Raw genomic sequence first — 18,581 nt, 5'->3', positions numbered from 1 at the left:
TTTTGTTTGAGGCTTTTTACTGCGGCTTAATGTGGTGGGAGAGGTCGTGGAGGAGGGCAGTTTAATCCTGCCCGTAGTTCATGATCGACAGCAGCCGGATAGGGACCTGCACCAGCTTTTCCGGGCCATGGGGGACTTCGCCGTCGAAGGTCAGGCTGTCGCCGGCCTGCATGGGGTAAAGCTGATTGCCGTGACGGTAGATCAGTTCACCCTGCAGCAGATGAATAAACTCGGTGCCGGGGTGAGAGAAGGTGGGAAACTCTTCGCTGGCGTCGTCCATCGACACCATATAGGCCTCAAAGTTTTTCTTCGGCCCGCGAGTGTGGTTGAGCAGGTGATAGGTATGGCCTTTCTCGGTGCCGCGACGGACCACTTCCATGCCTTCGTCGGCCTTCACCAGCAACGCGCCGCCACCCTGCTGATCATACTGGCTGAACAGTTTGGACATCGGCATGCCCAGCACATCGCAGAGTCTGCTCAGGGTTTCCAGACTGGTGGAGACCTGGGCGTTTTCAATCTTGCTCAGCATGCCCTGACTGATCCTGGCGATACGCGCCACATCGGTGATTTTCAGGTCCTGAGCCTGGCGTTGCCGTCGAATCTGCATCCCGATGTATTGTTCGAGTTTTAGCCGGGGTTGTTTTTCAACGTCGTCTTTCATTCGCCTGCACGCTTTTAGTTCATGGAATAAATAATTCGCACCAAGAATGTTCGTGTTGCTGCCGGGCTGGCTGCGGCTACCCCTGGTGGCATTCCCGCTATGAAAACATCTTTCCTATGAAGATAGAAGGAAAGCCCTGTTTATCCAGTCTTTTTTCCTTTTGTTTTGTCACTTTGCGTCATTGTCGCCGGGTATTCGCCGTGTCGCTCCGGGCGTTCCGCAGGTTGGCAAGCTGATTGCATTTCCTTTGGAGAAAATAAAATTCCTGATTTGAATATTTCAACGTTCGAGGAGTGAATTGTCATGCTGCCAGAGGAAACGCAACAGATTATCGACAAACACGGCATCCGATATGTGCTGGCGCAGTTTGTTGATATCCATGGTGCAGCCAAGACCAAATCCGTACCGATCAACGGTCTGGAGGCGGTGGCCGAAACCGGTGCGGGTTTCGCCGGCTTTGCGGTGTGGGGGCTGGGTATGGAGCCCCATGGCCCTGACTATATGGCACGTGGTGATCTGTCTTCGCTGACTCCGGTGCCCTGGCAGCCCGGCTATGGCCGTGTGCTGTGCATCGGTCATGTCAATGGCAAACCCTGGCCCTACGATCCCCGTTATGTATTGAAGCTGCAGGTGGAACGCCTGAAGCAGAAGGGCTGGACCCTGAACACCGGCCTTGAGCCTGAGTTCAGCCTGTTCAAACGTGATGCTCAGGGGCAGCTTGGCCCGGTCGATCCCAGCGATACCCTCGACAAACCCTGCTATGACTACAAGGGGCTGTCACGCTCCCGTGCTTTCCTTGAGCGTCTGGTCGAATCTCTGCAGCAGGTGGATTTCGACGTTTATCAGATTGATCACGAAGACGCCAACGGCCAGTTCGAGATCAATTACACCTACAGCGATGCCATGACCTCGGCAGACCGCTTCACCTTCTTCCGTATGGCGGCCGGTGAGATCGCCAACGATATGGGCATGATCTGCTCATTCATGCCCAAGCCAGACCCCAAGCGGGCGGGCAACGGTATGCACTTCCATCTGTCCATCGGCAGTGCCAGCAACAAGAACCTGTTCCAGGATGACAATGATCCGAGCGGCATGGGGCTGTCCAAACTGGCTTATCACTTCCTCGGTGGTCTGCTGGCCCACGGTCCGGCGCTGTGCGCCTTTGCTGCACCGACGGTGAACTCCTACAAGCGTCTGGTGGTCGGGCGCTCCCTGTCGGGTGCTACCTGGGCGCCTGCCTTTGTCACCTATGGCGACAACAACCGTTCAGCGATGGTGCGCATTCCCTATGGCCGCATCGAGTTCCGTCTGCCTGATGCCGGCTGCAACCCCTATCTGGTGTCGGCAGCCATCATTGCCGCTGGCCTCGACGGTATCGAGCGTGAGCTGGATCCGGGCAAGCCCTGCAACGAAAACCTGTATGCCCTGGGGCTGGATGAAATCGCCGCCCGTGGCATCGAAACCCTGCCGCAGTCACTGAAGGAAGCGGTGGACGCGCTGGAAGCTGATCCGCTGTTCCGCGACACCCTCGGCAAGGAGATTGTCGATGAGTTCGTCAAGCTCAAGCGCATGGAGTGGGTGGAGTACAGCCGCCATGTTTCTGACTGGGAAATTAACCGTTACGCCGAGTTTTTCTGAGAACGCAGACAACCTTTGCCTGTCTGCCGAGCGGACTACCCGATAGCCAAAGTCAGCAGCCCTGTGCCTGCTGCTTCTGATTGCCGTGAGGACACACCATGTGCGGAATTGTTGGCCTGTACCTGAAGAATCAGGCCCTTGAGCCCCAACTGGGCAAACTGTTCGAACCCATGCTGCTGGCCATGACTGACCGTGGCCCCGACAGCGCTGGCTTCGCCATTTATGGTGATGAAGTGCAGGACGGCTGGGTCAAGCTGACCCTGCAAAGCAGTGCGGAAGAATACGACTGGAAACAACTGATGGGCGCGCTGGAAGGCCGTCTGGGCTGCTCGCTGGACTGGTTCCGCAATGCCAGTGCCGCTGTGCTCAAGGTGCAGACGGAAGAAGCCAAAGTGCGTGAAGCGCTGGCCGAGCTGGCTGCCGATGTGCGCATCATGAGTGCCGGGCAGAGCATCGAAATCCTCAAGGGCATGGGCTTGCCTGCCGACATCGCCGAGCGCTTCTCGCTGGCCAACATGAAAGGCAGCCACATCATCGGCCACACCCGCATGGCGACAGAAAGCGCGGTCACCATGGAAGGCAGTCATCCGTTCTCTACCGGTGCCGATCTGTGTCTGGTGCACAACGGCTCCCTCTCCAACCACAGCCGCCTGCGTCAGCTGCTCAAGCGTCAGGGCATTACCTTTGAAACCGAGAACGACACCGAAGTGGCCGCAGGGTATCTGACCTGGCGCCTGCGCGAGGGGGATTCACTGAAAGCGGCGCTGGACCATTCGCTGGAAGATCTGGACGGCTTTTTCACCTTCGCCATCGGCACCCGCAACGGCTTTGCCGTGATTCGTGACCCCATTGCCTGCAAACCGGCCATTCTGGCGGAAACGGATGACTACGTGGCGATGGCCTCCGAGTATCAGGCGCTGGCCAGCCTGCCCGGCATCGACAAGGCCAGGGTATGGGAGCCTGAACCGGCAACGATGTACATCTGGGAACGCACAGCAGCCTGAGGAGACCACAGCATGAACAAGTTTGATCTGGCGACCGACAGCGTGCGTGAGCTTAATCAGGCACTGCACGATCAGGCCAAAGAGCTGACCGAGCGCGAATGGCATGTCAGCAATCCCGGCGGCAAGCACAATCTGGTGGTCGGTGTGAATGAAGCCCTGAGTATCGATATTGATGGTCATGCCGGTTACTACTGTGCCGGTATGAACCAGAAAGCCACCGTCACCGTGCATGGCAATGTTGGTGTCGGCGTGGCGGAAAACATGATGTCCGGTGTGGTACGGGTGAAAGGCAGCGCCTCACAGGCCGCCGGTGCTACTGCTCACGGCGGCCTGCTGGTGATCGAAGGCGATGCCGGTGCGCGCTGCGGTATTTCCATGAAGGGCGTGGACATCGTCGTCGGTGGCAGCATCGGCCACATGAGCTGCTTTATGGCGCAGGCCGGGCGGCTGGTGGTGTGCGGTGATGCCGGTGATGCGCTGGGCGACTCCCTGTATGAAACCCGCATCTACGTCAAAGGCACGGTCAAGTCACTGGGCTCGGACTGCATCGAGAAAGAGATGCGTGCCGAACATCTGGATGAGCTGAAAGAGCTGCTCCATCGTGCCGGTTTCAATGAAGATCCGGCCAGCTTCAAGCGCTACGGTTCATCCCGTCAGCTGTACAACTTCAAAGTCGATAACGCTTCGGCGTACTAAGGTGTAGGAGCCCATCATGTCTGATAAGCCAACTCCCGTGCTGCGCGAGTCCGCCACCTTTGATCGCCTGACCATTCAGGAAATTCAGCGCGCGGCAGAAACCGGTATCTACGATATTCGTGGTGGTGGCACCAAACGCAAGCTGCCGCATTTTGATGATCTGTTACTGCTGGGGGCGTCCATGTCACGCTACCCGCTGGAAGGTTACCGTGAAAAATGCGGTACCGATGTGGTGCTCGGCACCCGCTTTGCCAAGAAACCGATTCATCTGAAAATCCCCGTGACCATCGCCGGTATGAGCTTTGGTGCGCTGTCCGCTCAGGCCAAAGAAGCACTGGGGCGCGGCGCCTCCATCGCCGGGACCAGCACCACGACAGGTGACGGTGGTATGACCCCGGAAGAGCGCGGCCAGTCGCAGACGCTGGTGTACCAGTATCTGCCGTCGCGTTACGGCATGAACCCCGATGACCTGCGCAAGGCCGATGCCATCGAGATCGTGCTGGGGCAGGGTGCCAAGCCCGGCGGTGGCGGTATGTTGCTGGGGATGAAAGTGACCGAGCGTGTGGCCGGTATGCGCACCCTGCCCATCGGCGTGGACCAGCGCAGCGCCTGCCGCCATCCTGACTGGACCGGCCCGGACGATCTGGCCATCAAGATTGCCGAAATCCGTGAAATCACCGACTGGGAAAAGCCCATCTACGTCAAGATCGGCGCCAGCCGGCCTTACTACGATGTCAAACTGGCGATCAAGGCCGGTGCTGACGTGATCGTGCTGGACGGTATGCAGGGCGGCACCGCGGCAACGCAGGAAGTCTTTATCGAGCATGTGGGCATCCCCATTCTCGCGGCTATTCCGCCTGCGGTGCAGGCACTGCAGGAAATGGACATGCACCGCAAGGTGCAGCTGATCGTATCCGGGGGGATTCGCACCGGCGCCGATGTGGCCAAAGCCATGGCGATGGGCGCGGATGCGGTGGCCATTGGTACTGCCGCTCTGATTGCTCTGGGTGACAACCACCCACGGCTGGATGAAGAGCTGAAGAAAATTGGCTCTGCTGCGGGGTATTACGATGACTGGCAGAACGGTCAGGACCCGGCGGGGATCACCACCCAGAACCCTGAGCTGTCCAGGCGCCTTGATCCGGTAGAAGCCGGTCGCCGTCTGGCCAACTACCTGCGGGTGCTGGTGCTGGAAGCACAAACCATGGCCCGTGCCTGTGGCAAGTCGCACCTGCATAACCTCGATCCTGAGGATCTGGTGGCGCTGACCGTGGAAGCCGCTGCCATGGCACGGGTGCCGCTGGCAGGGACCAACTGGGTACCGGGTCAGGGATTCTGAGCCGACACTGACCGAGCTGGAAAACACACATGCCGCTGTTACAGCGGCATGTTTGCTTAACAGGTCGTTGAAAATCTATCTGCGTTGCCGAATACCGCGTCAAAAACAGGCTCACAGCCAAAGGCTGAACGTGCTTTAGCACGGCCCCGAAGGGGCGAGCAAAGCGAGTCAAATGCTCATTTAGTTCACTAAATTAAATATGTTGCTATTTTAAGGGCACTGCTCAGAGTTTGTGACTGGTGTATTACATAAAAAACACAGTGGCTTTCAGATTTATATTCTCGATTTTTTGTTCCATCTTCTAGTCTGGAGAATTGATAATATTAATGGTGTACACAATAAGAGTGAAAGGGGTTTTCTTGGTTTTTCTCTATTTCTCTGAAATCAGGTTTTTTCTCTTGTCGGTGAGGTCTTTTGTTTTTCATGTTTTTGCAAGACGAAAAATAAAGTCCCGATAAGCAAGAATGCTGCGATTACTGCAAACCCTCTCCCGTAGTTCATGTCATGTTTCAATTGGTTGAGCGCTGGGTTTTGAATTTCTGAACTTAGTTTTACTAATAGCACTTCTATTATGGTCATCAACGTAGGAAGGTAGATTACAGTACCCGTTATCAATTTCCAGTTATGCCATCTGGATAATGCTATTCCAAATAAATGGAAAAGGAGTGTTGGGGTCACCATGGCTATCAATATAGTCCCTAAGTTACTACTGCTTATGGCTATGCTGGAGAGTGCCAGAGTCTGCATAGAGCCTATGCATAGTCCTGCAAGTATTAAAAATACAATGGAGAATATTTTTCTCAGCATATTAAATACTCTTTGTGTTGTTAAAATAATTATTTGAGCTTGGTGTTAATAAGGTGCCGATAATAATTGCTGGAATAATTGCGCCAAATATTATTGGTAAGAGGGTTGGCATTGTTGATGTGGATATTATGAGGGACAGGATTGACCAGCTGGTATACAGTGTTCGTCCAGATTTTTTGCGATTGAGAATAAGGGCTCCTGCGATAATGCTGAAAATTACTGAGGCTGAAGACAGCATTAGCTGTGCATAGAGTGGGAGTGAATTTTGTTCCAATACTTTAACTAGTTCAGGGTGGTTTAATAGTAAATATGGCATCCTGATGGCAGTGTAAGAGCTGGTTATAATTAAGAACCAACCTATTACGGTGATATGCCTAGGGCGTTTTATTTTGGTATTAGTTAAATCTTCCATTTTTGTGTTCTCCTTAGATTAAGCTGGCTTTTTTTGTTGCGATTTGAGTTTTTACTCTTCTACGTGCCTGTTTCGGAGCTCATCAAGACTCACTTTGACTTATCACCGCTGATACTTTGCTGGCACATAAAATGTGAGCATGCAGATGTATGATGCTATTGCAGTAATAGTTCCATCCCATACTTATAATCTGCCACTCACGATCAGCGACAGCCCGAATCCCATAAATATTCCGCCGGTAATACGGTTGAAGTAGCGGCCGATATGCTCCTTGGCCAGATGGCCTTTCACGCTGTGCGCCAGCAGTGCATAGCTGCTCAACGCGGTCAGGGAGCAGCAGGCAAAGGTGGCGCCGAGAACCAGCAGCTGCGGCGCAATGGTCTGGTGGGGGTCAATAAACTGCGGAAACAGCGCGGTGTAGAAGGCGATGGCTTTGGGATTACTGAAGCCGATCATAAAGGCTTCGGCATACAACGAGCGCGCCGAGCGTGGAGGAATCACCGCCACATGGCTGCTGTGCTGACTGAACTGGTTTCTGCTGCGCCAGGTCCTGATACCGAGATAGATCAGATAGGCGCCGCCTGCCAGCTTCATAGCCGTAAACAGGTAGAGCGAAGACAGAATAACCGCGCCCATACCAATGGCGGACAGGGTGGCCATGGTCAGCATGGCCGTCAGGTTGCCCAGCACCCCGATCAGCGCCTTGCCTATGCCGTAACGGGTGGCGTTTCTGATCACCAGCAATATGGCTGGCCCAGGGGTAAACGTGGTCAGCAGGCAGATGGTCAGAAACAGCGCGTAGTCCATGATTCTATGCGTCCGGCAGGGGGCTAGGGTCTGCTTACCTTATAGGTATTCAGAGCATTGTCTATCTGCTGCTCGACCGTGGTGTCGGGGAACAGCCAGTAGCTGGGGGCGACAATGGGCTGAATGCTGGTCACGCTGATGGCGATGATGGCCTGAATCGGAAAGCGCTCATCCGCCAGCAGGCGCAAACGCTGCAGGTATTCGGCGTAATGGCTGTCACCTTGCTGCAGCAGTCGGGCGCTGCCCTTGAGCTTGTAGCCGCGCTGCTCAAAAACGTCGACGAAGCTGACACAGACCTGAGCATGGCCGCGGATATTGGCCACACTCTGGGGCGAGGCAATGTGCGCAATCAGCAGGGTATCGTCTGCGCCATAGGTAAAGATTTCCTTGGGTGACACATTGGGTATGCCGTCGCTATCGACGGTGGCCAGCCAGCAGAGGACGGATTTCTCGATGGCGAGTTTGACCTGTTGATCCATGGTGATGACTCCAGATTTTGCCAGGCTCTCACCCTAGCATGTTACTGATCAAAATTGAGGCATAAAGTTGTGCGACAACCGCTGTGATCATGCCGGTTTCGGCGGAATCTGCTGATCGGTCAATAGCCCACTTTACCCGTCAATATTTCCCCCTGTGAGTCCTGGGTAGTTACGCCCGATTGCCTTCAATTTGCCCGTTTGCCATTCAGGATGACCTGTGTTTGTGCAGGTTAGCGGGTGAGTGCTGCCTGCACGTCCTGCATTTTCCTGTGCTTAAAAACGAACTTATTTGAAATCAGATAGTTAGCTTTTGGTGGCATATTTCATGCTTTCCTGAAAAGAAGAAAATGTTCCCTTTAGTAATTTTTTAAGGTCTTCAGCAGCATCCGGATCAGCTTCTTTTCACTATCAGCTCTGCTCAGGTAAGGACAGCACAATGACCACCGCCGCCGCCATGCTCAGTACGCCGGTTTACCGACCGGTGCTTCCTCCGCTCCCTGCACAGCATCGCCTGCTGGTGGTTCAGCATCTGGCCCTGCCGGAGACCGCGTACTGGCAACAGCAGCTGGGTGAAGAGGGTGTGCCGGTCAGTCTGATCAGCCTTAATGGTGATATGGAGCAGCTGTTCGGCAGCCTGCAACAGCGCCTGAGTCAGGCCCGGGTGGGGACACGTCTGTATATCTGTGGCGATGAAAGTTTTCTGTGGAAGGTGCATCAGCAGGCGCGCCAGTGCGGGCTGCTCAACGGCGAGATTGAGCTGATCCGCACTGCCGACAGCCGTGAACTGTACTGCGTGCATTGTTCGACCCTGCAGACCATTGAGCCTGCGCCGCTGGTGCATTGCCGCCAGTGCGGTCTGCAACTGATGGTCCGCGAGCATTTCTCCCAGCGGCTGGGGGCCTATATGGGGGTGTGTAATGATCCCTTCGCACCCTACGGCGAGGCTCCGGCCACCGTGGCATCCACATCGCTGGAGGAGCAGGCATCATGAGTGAACTGCTGGATGTGCGTGTGGCCAGTGTGCGGCAGCTGACCCCGCTGGTGCGGGAGTTCACCTTTGAAGCCGTCAGCGGAGAGTTGCCGGGGTTTTCGGCGGGCAGCCATGTGCAGGTGCATATGCCGGGCACAGGCCGACCGCTGTGCAATGCCTATTCTCTGCTCAGTGATCCGCTGCAGCGTCAGTATTACCGCATCGCGGTGCGTCTGCAGGAACAAAGCCGTGGCGGTTCGCGCTTCATGCACGAGCAGGTCAAGGAAGGCGATGTGCTCAGGCTGTCGCCGCCTGCCAATCTGTTTGCTCCCCATTCCCGTGCTGGTCATCACCTGATGATTGCAGGCGGGATCGGCATCACCCCCTTTATGGCTTACATCGCCGCACTGGAGCAGCGCGGCGGCAGCATGGAGCTGCATTACGCCTACCGCAGCGGTCTGACCGATACCTATCTGGAAGAGCTGGCGGCACGCCTCGGTGCTGCCCTGCATCCCTATGACGGACGTGCCGGGCAGCGCCTGAATATCCGTCAGGTGCTGAGCGACCAGCCGCTCGGTACCCATGTCTACATTTGTGGCCCCGACAGCCTGATCAGTGACGTGTGCCAGACCGCCGATGCGCTGGGCTGGCCCGCTGAACGTATCCACTGGGAGGCCTTTGCCGCACCGGAGCCGGGCGAGCCTTTTGTGGCCGAGCTGGCTGACGGGCGGACGCTGGCGGTGCCGGGTGATTACTCCCTGCTGGAGGCACTGGAGCAGGCCGGAGTGCCGGTGCCCAACCTCTGCCGCGGCGGTGTCTGCGGGCAGTGCATGACGCCGTATTCCGCCGGTGAGGTCGATCACCGTGATCTGTATCTCAGCGACAGCGAGCGTGCTGACCATCTGATGCCCTGTGTTTCCCGTGGCAAGGGTGGCTGCACGGTCAAACTGGCACTGTAAATGGCCCTCTTTCTGACAACACCATCAACCTGTTCAGAACATGGAGCAGCGCACCATGAGTTCTATGCTTGCCCAGGCCTTGCCTGCCGATCTGCCGCCGCTGGCTGCGATCAAGCCCCGTACCCTGAGCCTCGACAGCATCAAGCCCATCGAGACCTACCGGGATGACTTCACCTACAGCAACAGTGCCGCGGCTATCGCCCGTTTTCCCTTTCCTTTCCCCGAGGACAATTACATGTACTCGGTCAATATCGAACCGGCAACGGTAGGGCCTGCCGGGTCCATATTCGAGCACTGGTTTGATGTTGATGAACATTATCGTTCGGAGATGGCCGAGCGGGCACTGGTACTGGCCAGAGACCCGCGCCGCTGTATGGTGATGCCGCATATGCAGGAGGCGGCCTGGGATACCCTGGAAATGCTGATGGAGCATCTGGCCACGGATTATCCTGCGCTGTTCAGCCTGCACCGTGAAGGCAACCACTGGCACTGGCAGAACCGGGTACTGGAGCTGGATCAGCACTTTACTTTCGGTGATGCCAGCACCCTGCCGTGTGAGCCGCTGGAGTACATCACCCGGCAGGCGCAGGGTGACTTTGCCGTGCTCGACCAGCGTGATGGTGATCTGTACATGGATGCCGGCATTGTGACCTGTCCGGCTGACTGGTCGCTGGCCTTTGACGCCGGTATGAGCTTCAAGCAATGGCATGCGCCGGTGCCGATGGCTCACCAGATGGGGGTGTTTGACCGGGCACTGAAATACCTGATGAACATTCAGGTGGGTAAACCTGTTCGCCGCCTGAACTGGACCCTGACCATCAACCCGCGCATGGATACGTCCCCGGAAACCTTCCACGAATGGGGCCATGAACGGGGGCAGGTGACCGCGGACAACGTCGGTCAGCTGGTCCATCTGCGGGTCGAACTGCAGTTCATGCCACGCCTGCCGCGTAGCAATGCGCTGCTGTTTGGCATCCGCACCTATCTGATCAGTTTTGATGAGCTGGCTACCCAGCCGCGCTGGGCCTGTCGTCTGCACCGGGTGCTGCGTGATCTGCCACCGCAGCTGATCGAATACAAGGGGTTGAGCCGCTATCACAGCACCATTGTTGAATGGTTAAGCCAGTTTGATCCCGAAGCCTGAGGCCAGCCGCTCTGCCCGTCATGACAGGGCAGAGAACGATGCTGCATTACCGCGAGAACGATAAAAGGAGAAACCGCATGGCAAATTCCTGGCGTATATCTGCCCTGGCCGACCGCCACCGTGCCCTGGGATCAAAACTGGAAGACTGGAGTGGTATGGGCACCGCCTGGACCTATGACTCTGATCTGGCGGATGAGCATGAGGCGATCCGCACCAGGGCGGGCCTGATGGACGTCTCCGGGCTGAAGAAGGTGCACTATGTCGGCCCCCATGCCGAAAGCCTGCTGGACTATGCCACCACGCGCGATATATCCAAGCTGTATCCCGGCAAGTCGGTCTATGCGGCATTGCTCAACGAAGCTGGCAAATTTGTGGATGACTGCATTGTTTATCGCACCGGTCCCAATGCCTTTATGGTGGTACACGGTTCCGGCAGTGGCCACGAGATGCTGGTGCGGCTGGCCACTGGCCGTCAGGTCGCGGTGCTGTTTGATGATGATCTGCACGATCTGTCACTGCAGGGGCCACTGGCTGTCGATTTTCTCGCTGAGCATGTGCCCGGCATCCGCGATCTGCCGTATTTCCATCATCTGCAGACCAAACTGTTTGGCCGTCCGGTGATGATTTCCCGGACCGGTTATACCGGCGAGCGGGGCTACGAGATCTTCTGCAAGGCTGCTGACGCACCGCTGATCTGGGACACCATTCTGGAGCAGGGCAAGGACATGGGCATCATCCCCTGCGCCTTTACCGCACTGGACTGGCTGCGGGTGGAAAGCTATCTGCTGTTCTTCCCCTATGACAACTCCGAGATGTATCCCTTTGCCGATCAGCCTGCTGGCGACACCCTGTGGGAGCTGGGGCTGGATTTCACCGTATCACCCGGCAAGACCGAATTCCGCGGGGCGACAGAGCATCGCCGCTTGCAGGGCAAGGAGCGCTTCAAAATCTTCGGCGTGCTGCTGGAAGGCCAGCAGGCGGCACAGGCTGGCGACACCCTGTGGGCCGATGGCAAACAGGTGGGGATGATCACCTGCGCCATGTATTCACGCCTGAGCGACCGCTCCATGGCCATTGCCCGTATGGACGTACCCTATGCCGAGCAAGGTTGCCCGCTTGAAGTGAAGGGCAGCCTCAACGTCATGGCCATTGCCCATACCATGCCGTTCGATGACCCGGAGAAGAGCAAGCGGACGGCGAAAGGCTAACGGCTTGGCGGCTGTTGAGTGTTATCCACAGACCGGGAGACATCGGCGGATGTCTCCCGGTTTTGCTATGGCGGCTGGTTTATCCACAACCGCTGACCGGGAAGACAAGGAGCACAGGATGTTCAGTTCATTGGGGGCCGGCTGGGGCTATCTGCTGCTGGCGGGTGTCTGTGAGATTTGCTACGCCGCGGTGATTCCGCGCACCGACGGCTTCAGCCGGTTGTGGCCGACGGTCTATTGCGGCTTCTTTATCCTGCTCAGTCTCTATCTGCTGTCACTGGCGGTGAAAACGCTGCCGGTAGGCACCGCCTATGCCGTATGGGTGGGTATCGGGGCGGTGGGGACGGCCATCTACGGCATCGCCTTTCTGGGTGAGGCGATCAATGTGGCACGTGTGCTGTGCCTGATGCTGATTATTTCCGGTGTGGTCGGGCTGAAGTTTTTCTCAACCGAACTGGCCTGAGGATGGCTTTTCGCGCTGAATGGCCGACGTGCAGCTGAGCGCAAACACCTTCTTACTTGGCCACCGGCTTTTTCTGCAGTTTGCGCTGCAGGGTACGGCGATGCATGTTCAGCGCCCGCGCGGTCGCTGACACATTACCTTCGTGCTGCTTGAGCACCTGCTGAATGTGCTCCCATTCCAGCCGCGACGGCGACAGGGGCTGCTGGGTCAGCGGCTGCTCCGGGTCAGGTTCGACCGTATCCAGTGCGGCGATGATATCGTCCACCCGTGCCGGTTTGGGCAGATACTGCACGGCACCGAGCTTGATGGCATCAACACAGGTGGCAATGCTGGCGTAGCCGGTCAGCACCAGCACCTGCAACTCGGGTTGCTGCGCCAGTAGCTGCGGTAACAGCGCCAGACCAGACTCGTTATCCAGATGCAGATCAAGGGTGGCAAACTCGAACTCCTGTTCCGCCAGCTGTTGCAGCGCCTGCCCTGGTGTGGTGGCCAGCCGGGCCGCGTAACCCTTGCGCTGTAAGCCACGTACTAGCAGCGTGCCAAACACTTCATCATCTTCCACCACCAGCCAGCGGCTCATGCAGGTCTCTCCTTGTGCAGGGATGCAATCGGGCAGCGCAGCATACAACAGCTGCCGCCTGCGGGCAGCGCTTCTAGCTGTAACTCACCGCCCAGCTGCTCAAGGATGGTCAGGGTCAGGAACAAGCCGATACCCAGGCCATGAGGTTTGTCACTGCGGCCAACCATCGGCAAGACTGGCCGTGCGAGCCTGATCGCAGCGTCACTGCGGCCCTGATCGCAGATGCGCAGTCTGAGCTGCACCTGATCAACCTGCCAGTACACCTGCACGGCCTGACCCGGCGCTGCATCGGCGGCATTGTTGAGCACATTCAGCAGCGCCAGTGCCAGGGTATTGGGTGGCGACAGGACCGGCAGGGGGATGCCGGGCGCCGAGTCATTGTGCAGAGCGAAACGTGCATCGGGGCGCATCAGCTGCCAGCGGTTCAGCGTCTGCAGCAGCCACTGATCACAGGGCAGCGCCACGCTGCTGTCCTGCTGGCTGCGTTGCACCATGGCCTGCAGGTTGTGACGACACAATTGCAGCTGGCGGGTCATCAGCTGCAGGTCGGCCTGGGTATCGTCATCCTCATGGCGTGCGGCCAGTTCATCCACCAGCAGCTGCAGGCTACCCAGCGGCGTACCCAGTTCATGAGCCAGCCCTGCCGCCTCACTGGCCAGCGCCAGCAGATGGGCATCGCGCAGGCCCTGTTCCCGTGCGCCGTGCAGCAGTGCCTGCTGCTGTCGCAAGGTGCCTGCCAGACGACTGATAAACAGCAACAGGAACAGGCTGATCAGCAGAAAGTTCAGCCACATTCCCCAGATGTGGACGTTGATCAGATTGATCGGGGTATGGCTGTCGGGCGGCAATTCCATGGGAAACAACAGAATAAAGGTGTAGAGCAGGGCAGAGCTGGCGACCAGCACGGCAGTCTGGCGCCAGTCCAGCAACAGTGCAGAAAAGCAGATGGGCAGCAGCAGGTAGGACACGAAGGGATTGCTGGCCCCGCCACTCTGATAGAACACCATGCTGGCGAGCAGGCCATCGGCCAGCAGCTGCAGGAAGATTTCCTGATCGCTGATACTGGCATGGTCACGCAGGCGCTTGACCGTATGCAGGTGCAGGGTAGCAAGCAGGATCAGGGTCAGCAGCAGACTGGGCCAGGGCAGCTGCAGGTAGAGGTAAAACTCGGCAAACAGCAACACCAGAGTCTGGCCGCAGAAGAAGGCCAGCCGCATGCGCGACAGATCGCGCAGTAACAGTGGTGTGACCGAGGTGGCGGGTAACAGGTCATTCATGATCGTTGCCGGTGGGATGCGCTGCACATTGGCCCCCAATTGGCAAACCAGCGGGGGATTTGGTGCGGGTTAGGATAATAGTTGTTTCGAGTTGTGAGCAGCCTTGTTGTTGCTCTTTGTTATGTTGTATCGTTTTTTACTGTTTTATTTTCGATCAGCTCTGGTCAGTTGCCGCGCGCAGCTTATCATAGGCACCGAGCTGCTTCCTGGGTCCGCATAGGCTGGAATCCCTACGCATAAGCAGGAATTTACAAGTAAGTACCGCCATGTCAAAGCCGCAGTCATTTCGTTCTCTTGCTCCCCTCAGTCGTCGTCAGTTTTTGCTCGGTAGTGCAGCTACAGCGCTGGCTGTCAGCAGTGGTGTCGTGCTTGCCGACCCCGTCGCTGTCGATGTCAATGGCGATGAACTGTCGCTGCGTCTGAATGGCAACAAGTCACAGTTTTCGGTCTTTACGCTGGCCAATCCGCCGCGGCTGGTGATTGACGGCCCCACGGCAGGCATGTCGGCCAGCGCCATGGAATTGCAGTTGCGCCGCATGAAGGCGCTGAGCTGGGTAAAGACCACGCGCTTTAACCCCAGCCATCAGGACAAGTTCCGCATTGTGCTGGAGCTGACCGGCACACCGAAATACAAGATCACCCAGACCGAAGGCAATCAGCAGCTGGTCACTGTGCAGGCGCCCGGTGGTGGTGCTGTCGTGGCGACAGCGGCGGCTTCCGCACCCGCCAGTCAGCCCGCTGAACCGGTCAAGTCCAGTGGTGAAGTGCGTCGCCAGCAGCGCAAGGTGATCGTGATTGATCCGGGGCACGGCGGCGTCGACCCCGGTGCCATTGGCCGTAATGGCGCCAAAGAGAAACACGTGGTGCTGGAAATCGCCCAGCGGGTACGGGAGCAGCTGCGCGGACGCAATGATCTGGAGGTGGTCTTCACCCGTGATCGCGATATTTTCATCCCGCTGTTTGACCGTCGTGATTTTGCCCGTGACCGCAATGCCTATATGTTCATGTCGCTGCACGCGGACGGCTTTACTGACCCCAGCGCCAGTGGTGCGTCTGTCTTCACCCTCTCCGAGCGCGGCGCCACCAGTACCATGGCGCAGTTTCTGGCGGATAAGGAAAACGCCGTGGACGAGATCGCAGGGATCAAATATTCCAAGGATAACGACGCACTGGCCCGCACCCTGCTGGATCTGGTGCACACCAATACCCGCAAGGAAAGTGATCAGCTGGGTTCGATCATGCAGCAGGCCCTGCGCAAGGTGCACCGTATGCACAGCCGTCATGTGGAAGAGGCCGGTTTTGCCGTGCTGAAGTCACCGGATGTCCCTTCGGTACTGGTGGAAACCTCTTTTATTACCAACCTCGATGAAGAACGACTGCTGACCAGCGATGCCTTCCAGAACAAACTGGCGGTCGCCATCAGCGGTGGTATCAAGCGATTTATCGGTTAATCCACGGCGTGGACGGATGTGTGTTGCTGACAGAAAACGGCAAAGGCAGTGTACGTCGTTGCGCTGCCAATGCCTGCCAGCTGCGTCAGGATCTGCTGGCGTTTTTGCCGCAGCTGACTGGCCAGCGCTGCCAGTAACCCATCAACGGCCGCCTGTATTTCACTGCTCATCTCTCCTTGTTGCTGATAGTGCTGCACGCGCTCGGTGATAAACAGCTGCTGTACGCTGAGATCGTTGAACTGACCGAGATCCTCCTGTAGTCCCTTGAGCCCGGCAAGCAGCGTGCGCTTTTGCCCACGGCCCGCGCAGGCTATGGCTGCGTTGTGCTGGCGGAGGGCTGTATCCGTCTGGACCGGCAACATGTCCAGAGCGTAGCGCAGCTTCTTGCAGTCGATACGCAACTGATGAATGGCGTGATCAGCACTGTGCTCACTGACCTGCAAAGCCCGGATACAGACCTGCTGATAATGCTGCCAGATAAGCTCCTTGCCGACGTTGAACAGCGCAGGGTTGAACGGTGTTGGTGCGGCGGCGCTGCTCAGCACGTATTGCAGTTGCTGTCGCTGTCGGGCGTAACTTTTACCGGTCAGCCAGTGCACCAGACGCTGATGAGCGTGGTCGCGGTCCGCACCGATCAGGGTAAAGAAGGCATTTATTCCGGCATGATGAGTGGTATCCAGCGTCGCCATGCACTGGCTGTGGCTGGCGAGGAACACATCCAGATCACGCAGCCGATTGGTTTTCGCCATGATCTGGCTGAGCGGACGGCGCAGCTGGTGCAGGCTGGCGGGTAAATGCGCACGGTAAAGACCAAGAATGGCGCGGGTTTTGCGTAGACTGACCCGATACTGATGCAGGGCTTCACTGTCACTGCCCTGCAGGACGTCAGGCTCAAACTTGAGTGCACGCTGCCATTGCTGCTGGCAGAACTGCTGGCACCAAAGTGCGATATCAGGGTGTTGTGGCTCAGTCATCGTGCTTTCCCCAAACGGATGGCATAACCATGGCACTGGCTGACGCAGCAGGCAAATCGTTACCTGCTGCCAAGGTTTGACCAGCTAATTGCTGGGATGTATTGGGTTAAAAAATAGACGAAATAAACCATTGGGTTTGTTTGTGTTGACCTCGGGCAAACATGGCTTTTAAATAGCCGGTTGTTTGCCTGCAGGGCAAATGCGCATTGACGTCACAGGCGGTATAGTCACCGCCTTTTTTGTGGTTGGCAGTCTGTCGGGTTCTTCCTCGCTACGTTGACTCAACAGGCTGCCAGCATTTTTGCTTATCGCATCAGCAGGCAGACAACGGGGCTACCATGTCACATATTCAGGCGTATCGAAGTGCCATTCTTCACTGCATAGCCGACCCGGCGGAAGTGGGCGTTGACGCGGCGGTGGAGTATTTCGCCGATGGCCTGTTGGTGGTGGAAGACGGTCATGTGGTTGCCTGTGGTGAAGCCAGTGCATTGCTGGTGGATCTGGCCGACGGTGTCGAGGTGCAGGAGCTGCCCAATAGCCTGCTGACGCCGGGTTTTATCGATACCCATATTCACTTCCCGCAAGTCGGGGTGATTGCCTCCTACGGCGAACAGCTGCTGGACTGGCTGAACAATTACACCTTCCCCGCTGAAGGCCATTTCCACGACAAGCAGCATGCCAGCGACATGGCTGAACTGTTTCTGCAGGAGCTGCTGCGTAACGGCACCACCACGGCGCTGGTGTTTGGCACAGTGCACAAGGTGTCGGTGGAGGCTTTCTTCGAGCAGGCTGAAAAACATAACCTGCGCATGATTGCCGGTAAGGTGATGATGGATCGCCATGCCCCTGATTTCCTGACGGACACGCCTGAGTCCAGCTATGCCGACAGCAAGGAGCTGATCGAGCGCTGGCATCAGCGTGGCCGCCTGCTCTATGCCGTCACCCCGCGTTTTGCGCCTACCAGCAGCGATGAACAGTTGAGCGAAGCTGGCCGTTTGCTGCGCGAATACCCTGACGTTTACCTGCATACCCATCTGTCAGAAAACCATGCCGAATGCGCCTGGGTGCAGGAGTTGTTTCCACAGTGTTCGGGCTATCTGGATGTCTATGATCACTTTGGCCTGCTGCGCCCAAGGGCGGTCTTTGCCCATGGCATCCATTTACAGGAAGCGGAGTTTAAACGGCTGGCGGAGACGGATTCGGCGATTTCGTTCTGTCCGACGTCCAATCTCTTCCTCGGCAGTGGCCTGTTCAATCTGTCAGAAGCCGAGCGCCACGGTGTGCGGGTAGGCATGGGCACCGATGTTGGTGGCGGCACCAGTTTCTCCATGCTGCAGACCCTCAACGAAGGCTACAAGGTGCAGCAGTTGCGCGGCCACAAGGTTCACCCTTACAAGTCACTGTATCTGGCCACGCTCGGCGGTGCCCGGGCGCTGCAGCTGGATGACCGCATTGGCAGCTTCAGAGTGGGTAACGAAGCTGATTTTGTCGTGCTGGATCTGCATGCCACTCCGCTGATGAAATACCGCATGGCGCAGACCCGTAGTATTGAAGAGCAGCTGTTTGTGCTGACTATCCTGGGGGATGACCGTGCTATCCGTGCCACCTATGCCGCAGGGCAGTGCGTTCATCAGCGTGATGCTGCATAACACGCCAGTCGTTAGTCGGACCGAGTAGATTTCGTTAAGTTATCCCCTCTCTTTCATTAAGTT

The 18,581-nt window shown here is 57.2% G+C and carries 19 protein-coding genes; 11 read left to right on the top strand and 8 right to left on the bottom strand.

The window, feature by feature from the left end; all coding sequences use genetic code 11:
* Positions 1 to 61: 61 nt before the first annotated feature.
* On the bottom strand, positions 62 to 661 hold the full coding sequence (locus tag WH50_RS16935) for a helix-turn-helix domain-containing protein (protein ID WP_110188388.1): 600 nt from the start codon (positions 659 to 661) through the stop codon (positions 62 to 64).
* A 303-nt stretch (positions 662 to 964) separates the two neighbouring features.
* Here WH50_RS16935 and glnT point away from each other — a divergent pair, with 303 nt between their 5' ends.
* From glnT to WH50_RS16915, 4 genes are all read left to right on the top strand, one after another.
* Positions 965 to 2,299 carry a type III glutamate--ammonia ligase gene (glnT, locus tag WH50_RS16930; RefSeq protein WP_110188386.1) on the top strand — a complete coding sequence of 445 codons (1,335 nt, stop codon included), beginning with the start codon at positions 965 to 967 and terminating at the stop codon, positions 2,297 to 2,299.
* A gap of 98 nt (positions 2,300 to 2,397) precedes the next feature.
* Positions 2,398 to 3,303 (top strand): class II glutamine amidotransferase, encoded by a 906-nt coding sequence (locus tag WH50_RS16925; protein ID WP_104151834.1) that lies wholly within the window; start codon positions 2,398 to 2,400, stop codon positions 3,301 to 3,303.
* 12 nt (positions 3,304 to 3,315) lie between these two features.
* Positions 3,316 to 3,999 (top strand): GltB/FmdC/FwdC-like GXGXG domain-containing protein, encoded by a 684-nt coding sequence (locus tag WH50_RS16920; protein ID WP_110188384.1) that lies wholly within the window; start codon positions 3,316 to 3,318, stop codon positions 3,997 to 3,999.
* 16 nt (positions 4,000 to 4,015) lie between these two features.
* The gene (locus tag WH50_RS16915) at positions 4,016 to 5,338 is read left to right on the top strand and encodes an FMN-binding glutamate synthase family protein (RefSeq protein WP_104151832.1); all 1,323 of its coding nucleotides are present in this window, start codon (positions 4,016 to 4,018) and stop codon (positions 5,336 to 5,338) included.
* A 384-nt stretch (positions 5,339 to 5,722) separates the two neighbouring features.
* Here the strand turns inward: WH50_RS16915 and WH50_RS16910 are convergent, their stop codons facing one another.
* The 4 genes from WH50_RS16910 to WH50_RS16900 all read right to left on the bottom strand — a co-directional run bounded on the left by WH50_RS16910 (position 5,723) and on the right by WH50_RS16900 (position 7,843).
* Entirely contained in the window at positions 5,723 to 6,145 is a 423-nt protein-coding gene (locus tag WH50_RS16910; RefSeq protein ID WP_133251355.1) for a hypothetical protein, read from the bottom strand.
* A 1-nt stretch (position 6,146) separates the two neighbouring features.
* On the bottom strand, positions 6,147 to 6,557 hold the full coding sequence (locus tag WH50_RS26125) for a hypothetical protein (RefSeq protein ID WP_133251354.1): 411 nt from the start codon (positions 6,555 to 6,557) through the stop codon (positions 6,147 to 6,149).
* A 183-nt stretch (positions 6,558 to 6,740) separates the two neighbouring features.
* Positions 6,741 to 7,364, bottom strand: a complete 624-nt coding sequence (locus WH50_RS16905; protein WP_110188381.1) for a LysE family translocator — start codon at positions 7,362 to 7,364, stop codon at positions 6,741 to 6,743.
* A gap of 23 nt (positions 7,365 to 7,387) precedes the next feature.
* A complete protein-coding gene (locus WH50_RS16900; RefSeq protein WP_110188379.1) occupies positions 7,388 to 7,843 on the bottom strand; it encodes a pyridoxamine 5'-phosphate oxidase family protein in 456 nt (151 codons plus the stop codon).
* Between the two features lie 436 nt (positions 7,844 to 8,279).
* Here WH50_RS16900 and WH50_RS16895 point away from each other — a divergent pair, with 436 nt between their 5' ends.
* From WH50_RS16895 to WH50_RS16875, 5 genes are all read left to right on the top strand, one after another.
* Entirely contained in the window at positions 8,280 to 8,834 is a 555-nt protein-coding gene (locus tag WH50_RS16895; protein ID WP_110188377.1) for a dimethylamine monooxygenase subunit DmmA family protein, read from the top strand.
* Positions 8,831 to 9,772 carry a PDR/VanB family oxidoreductase gene (locus WH50_RS16890; RefSeq protein WP_110188374.1) on the top strand — a complete coding sequence of 314 codons (942 nt, stop codon included), beginning with the start codon at positions 8,831 to 8,833 and terminating at the stop codon, positions 9,770 to 9,772. Before WH50_RS16895 ends, WH50_RS16890 begins: the two co-directional genes overlap by 4 nt.
* A 55-nt stretch (positions 9,773 to 9,827) precedes the next feature.
* Positions 9,828 to 10,916, top strand: coding sequence for a heme-dependent oxidative N-demethylase family protein (locus tag WH50_RS16885; RefSeq protein ID WP_243410146.1), 1,089 nt, complete (start codon positions 9,828 to 9,830; stop codon positions 10,914 to 10,916).
* A gap of 77 nt (positions 10,917 to 10,993) precedes the next feature.
* Positions 10,994 to 12,124, top strand: a complete 1,131-nt coding sequence (locus WH50_RS16880) for an aminomethyl transferase family protein (RefSeq protein ID WP_110188372.1) — start codon at positions 10,994 to 10,996, stop codon at positions 12,122 to 12,124.
* A gap of 118 nt (positions 12,125 to 12,242) precedes the next feature.
* Positions 12,243 to 12,587, top strand: coding sequence for a DMT family transporter (locus tag WH50_RS16875; RefSeq protein ID WP_104151824.1), 345 nt, complete (start codon positions 12,243 to 12,245; stop codon positions 12,585 to 12,587).
* A gap of 52 nt (positions 12,588 to 12,639) precedes the next feature.
* Here WH50_RS16875 and WH50_RS16870 read toward each other — a convergent pair whose 3' ends face one another.
* On the bottom strand, positions 12,640 to 13,167 hold the full coding sequence (locus tag WH50_RS16870) for a response regulator transcription factor (protein WP_110188370.1): 528 nt from the start codon (positions 13,165 to 13,167) through the stop codon (positions 12,640 to 12,642).
* Entirely contained in the window at positions 13,164 to 14,444 is a 1,281-nt protein-coding gene (locus WH50_RS16865) for an ATP-binding protein (protein ID WP_133251353.1), read from the bottom strand. Before WH50_RS16865 ends, WH50_RS16870 begins: the two co-directional genes overlap by 4 nt.
* 266 nt (positions 14,445 to 14,710) lie before the next feature.
* Between WH50_RS16865 and WH50_RS16860 the strand changes: the two genes are divergently transcribed.
* Positions 14,711 to 15,895, top strand: coding sequence for an N-acetylmuramoyl-L-alanine amidase (locus tag WH50_RS16860; protein ID WP_207780357.1), 1,185 nt, complete (start codon positions 14,711 to 14,713; stop codon positions 15,893 to 15,895).
* On the opposite strand, the gene WH50_RS16855 is transcribed toward WH50_RS16860, so the two are convergent.
* A complete protein-coding gene (locus tag WH50_RS16855) occupies positions 15,892 to 16,869 on the bottom strand; it encodes a CHAD domain-containing protein (RefSeq protein WP_110188366.1) in 978 nt (325 codons plus the stop codon). The genes WH50_RS16860 and WH50_RS16855 overlap by 4 nt on opposite strands.
* Before the next feature lie 338 nt (positions 16,870 to 17,207).
* Between WH50_RS16855 and guaD the strand changes: the two genes are divergently transcribed.
* Entirely contained in the window at positions 17,208 to 18,518 is a 1,311-nt protein-coding gene (guaD, locus tag WH50_RS16850) for a guanine deaminase (RefSeq protein ID WP_110188364.1), read from the top strand.
* The last annotated feature ends 63 nt before the right edge of the window (positions 18,519 to 18,581 follow it).

This window comes from Pokkaliibacter plantistimulans (assembly GCF_003194385.1).
GTDB lineage: Bacteria > Pseudomonadota > Gammaproteobacteria > Pseudomonadales > Balneatricaceae > Pokkaliibacter > Pokkaliibacter plantistimulans.
This window is presented reverse-complemented; position numbering and strand designations above follow the sequence as displayed.